Source organism: Marinagarivorans sp. (genome assembly GCF_982758155.1).
Genome location: NZ_CEXWTU010000352.1, coordinates 1 through 3,345 on the forward strand (window position 1 = coordinate 1; position 3,345 = coordinate 3,345).

Below are 3,345 nucleotides of genomic sequence, written 5' to 3' on the forward strand. Positions count from 1 at the left end.
CCATGCTGGGCGTACCAAGGCTATCGTGCCACGCCCAGCAAGCTGGGCTGGACAAGCTTTTCGGCGCTTGATTTTATGGCGGAAAAGACTGCCACAAAACATTCACCAAAAAGGTTGCCGCACATAGCGGCGTTAAATTTCAAGAGTAAGCATCAGTTTTCATGGAGAAAAATGAAAAATAAGATTTTAAAGTTAGCCATATTAATATCCTCACTATCCGTCAACACAGTAATTGCAGCAGTCGATTTTTATGTCGTTGGACACCCTGATGACTGGCAGCTCTTTATGAATCCAAATACATATAAAAGCATTCGAGATGAATCTGTAAAAACAATTATCATACACACAACTTCAGGGGATGGTGGACAAGGCACTAGCAACTCAAGCAACGGCCCCTACCCGTTCTATCTAGCTAGAGAAGAAGGCGCCATACGTGCCGCTCGCTTTTTAGTCAACACTGATAACGAGGCAGGCCGTGGCTACTTAATAGACTCAACCATGGCAACACACAACGGACATCAGGTACGGCGCGTTGAATATGGCGGTACCGTTTTATACTTTTTGAGGCTTCCAGACGGCAACCTCAATGGCGCCGGGTACGCGAACACCGGCCTCATGAGTCTTAAAAAGCTAAAGGAAGGGGCGCCCGTAATCACTTCAATTGACGGGACTGCCAGTTACCAAGCATGGGCAGACCTTAAAAACACGCTCGAATCCCTCATACTTAATGAATCAGGCACTGGCACAGACATATCTTTCAACATTGCCGACACGAATTCATCAATTAACCCAGGGGATCATCCTGACCATATTTACACTGCTAAACTTTTAGAAGAAATTAACAACAAACATCAATGTTTTGATATTACTTATTACACCGAGTACCACTCCCAAAACTTGCCGGAGAGCGACTTTGGAGAGCAAGATACATCCGAAGTCACTAATCTAAAACTGATAGATGCTGCAACTTGGGGAGCCACGACATCAGGGATATCCGATTATTTTTACAGTAGCTCTTGGGAAAACGGCCACAACAGGTGGCTATGGAAGCATCAGGACCGAACCATCAATGCTCCGGGCTGTGACTTTACCAATTTTAATATTGCATCACTTTCTCAGGTGCAAACATCTTCGGAATCCAATGCGACTGAGCAATTGGGCGTAAAACTAGTAGATGGAACAATTGACGGCTATGCAGGCCCAACCGGAGACTATAAAAAGGAGTGGGCAAGCAATAACGGAGGCGTCGGTGAGTATTTCTTATTGAACTGGCCGAAAACCGTCACCATAAAACAAATAAAATTATACGACCGCCCTAACCTAACCGAACATATTTTGAGTGGGACCATAAAATTTTCCGACGGTAGCACGCTCAACGTGGGGCAACTGCCGAACAATGGAACCGCACTCACCTTAGATCTCCAGACCTCCAAAAATACCACCAGCCTCAAATTTACAATCACTTCAGTCTCGTCATCAAGTAGAAATATAGGGCTAGCAGAAGTCGAAGTTAACGGCGAGTATTAACCTATTTTCAGAGACTAAAGCATAACCTATGCCTTTCATTTTATTAAAGGCACAGGGATCGATAGGAATCAATAGGGTCAGAGTCTTTGATTTGATGTATGAAAGTTACTGCGAAAGTGTCTATTGTTCTAGCCTTGCTTAGCGTAGCCTCCGGTACTGCATACTTGTTCGTTGGCTTAACCCAAAGTCACGATAGAAATTTAGGTTTTACTCATTGGTCTGGTGTCGCTCAAATACTCATTTCGCTGTTCTTGCTCGTAACGGCCATCTATTTTATTAAGAGGAGCAGTCAGTGCGTTGCTTCGCTGTCAATTTATACGGCGCTCTTGGCGTACACTCTTGTTGGTACAAATACAATTTAACAAACGTGTTAACATAGCGGGACAGCACTCATCTAAACAGCTTTGGTTATTAATCTACTACTCTCTTATAATCAAACCAATTGAGAAATTAAATACCATAAATCGCTAAGGCTATGCCCTAGCGATTTTTTTGGCCTACTCCGCCAGTACGGTGGCCGTTCTTTTCGGACCCAGCGGCCTTAGATGGCCAGCCCCTACACTAAGCGCTATAGCTTAAACAACGCTCCACTTCAGCGGCAGAACCTAAGATAACCTCAACACGTTGATGTAATGCTTTGGGCGTTACATCCAACATCGAAGCACCCTGGCAATAAGCCGAGCCACCAGCCCCTTTAACGAGCATGGCCATTGGATTGGCTTCATACAATAACCGTAACTTAGCCGGGCATTCGGGCTTATTTCGATTGAGCGGATACAAAAATATGCCGCCGCGCAGCAGTATTCTATGTACATCGCCCACCATCGCCCCGTTCCATCGCATATTAAACGTTTTTTCTCGAGGGCCAGAAACTCCCAAGACCAAATCAGAAATGTAGCGCACAGCCCAATCAGGCCAGCCGGTTTGGTGCGCCATGTTAATCGCAAACTCACCGGTTTCTCTCGGGATAGAAAGCGCTTTATTGGCCAACAGATACTCGCCCGCAGAATCAATAGAGCCCTCGTTCAAACCTAAATCTCGCAACACATCAGGGTTGGTCACAAGCGTATAGCTTTGCGTGGCCCCACCGGTGCACAGAACAAGTTGGGTCGCCGGCCCATAAAGAACATAGCCAGCACAAACTTGTTGTGAACCCGGCTGTAAAAACTGCTCTACCGCCGCACACCCATATTGATTAAGCCTAGGGTAAATAGTAAAAATAGTACCTATCTGGCCATTAATATCAATATTCGAAGATCCGTCGAGTGGATCAAAAGCAACCACAAAATTTCCACTCTCATTACAGGCCACTACCCCCTCTTCTTCCTCAGAAGCCAATGCTGCAACCGCTGAATTTTTCGCTAAATAATCCTTCAATAAATTATTGGCCAGTACGTCCAGATTTTTCTGTGTTTCGCCTTGAATATTTTCTTGTTCCGCCGAGCCTAATACTCCGCCAAAAGTCCCTAGCGATATACGTTCAGATAATACTTTTGTCGCTTGCGTTATAGTATTTAGCACTGATATCAATTCGGTAGAAACACCATTATGGGCTAGAACTTCACTAAAGGTTTTCATGCCACAGGCCTATAATGTTCTACGCAATTTAAATCGGAAAATGCCGTTTGCAAACGAGCGACCATAGATTCTTCAGCTTTACGCAACCAGGCTCGGGGGTCGTAATATTTTTTATTGGGCTTATCTTCGCTTTCAGGATTCCCAATTTGGCTTTGTAGGTAATGGGTATTATTTTTGTAATAGTCCAGTAATGGTAGGAACTTCACTCACGTAAAGCCCCCCATGCAGATCCGGACGTGC

At 44.9% G+C, this 3,345-nt stretch carries 3 protein-coding genes; 1 reads left to right on the forward strand and 2 read right to left on the reverse strand.

Features of this window, described 5'->3' with window-relative positions:
• Positions 1 to 1,527: DUF7402 domain-containing protein (locus AC3A8L_RS20685; protein ID WP_487964170.1), on the forward strand; the 1,527-nt coding region annotated here is incomplete at its 5' end.
• Between the two features lie 561 nt (positions 1,528 to 2,088).
• Here the strand turns inward: AC3A8L_RS20685 and AC3A8L_RS20690 are convergent.
• Together AC3A8L_RS20690 and AC3A8L_RS20695 are read right to left on the reverse strand one after the other, a co-directional pair.
• Positions 2,089 to 3,105, reverse strand: coding sequence for a class 1 fructose-bisphosphatase (locus AC3A8L_RS20690; RefSeq protein ID WP_487964171.1), 1,017 nt, complete (start codon positions 3,103 to 3,105; stop codon positions 2,089 to 2,091).
• On the reverse strand, positions 3,102 to 3,311 hold the full coding sequence (locus tag AC3A8L_RS20695; protein WP_487964172.1) for a hypothetical protein: 210 nt from the start codon (positions 3,309 to 3,311) through the stop codon (positions 3,102 to 3,104). The genes AC3A8L_RS20690 and AC3A8L_RS20695 overlap by 4 nt, the downstream gene beginning before the upstream one ends.
• Positions 3,312 to 3,345: the final 34 nt, after the last annotated feature.

Bases quoted from the DNA above. Each gene is read 5' to 3' on its own strand.
- AC3A8L_RS20690 (WP_487964171.1), bottom strand. From the start codon at position 3,105: ATGAAAACCTTTAGTGAAGTTCTAGCCCATAATGGTGTTTCTACCGAA.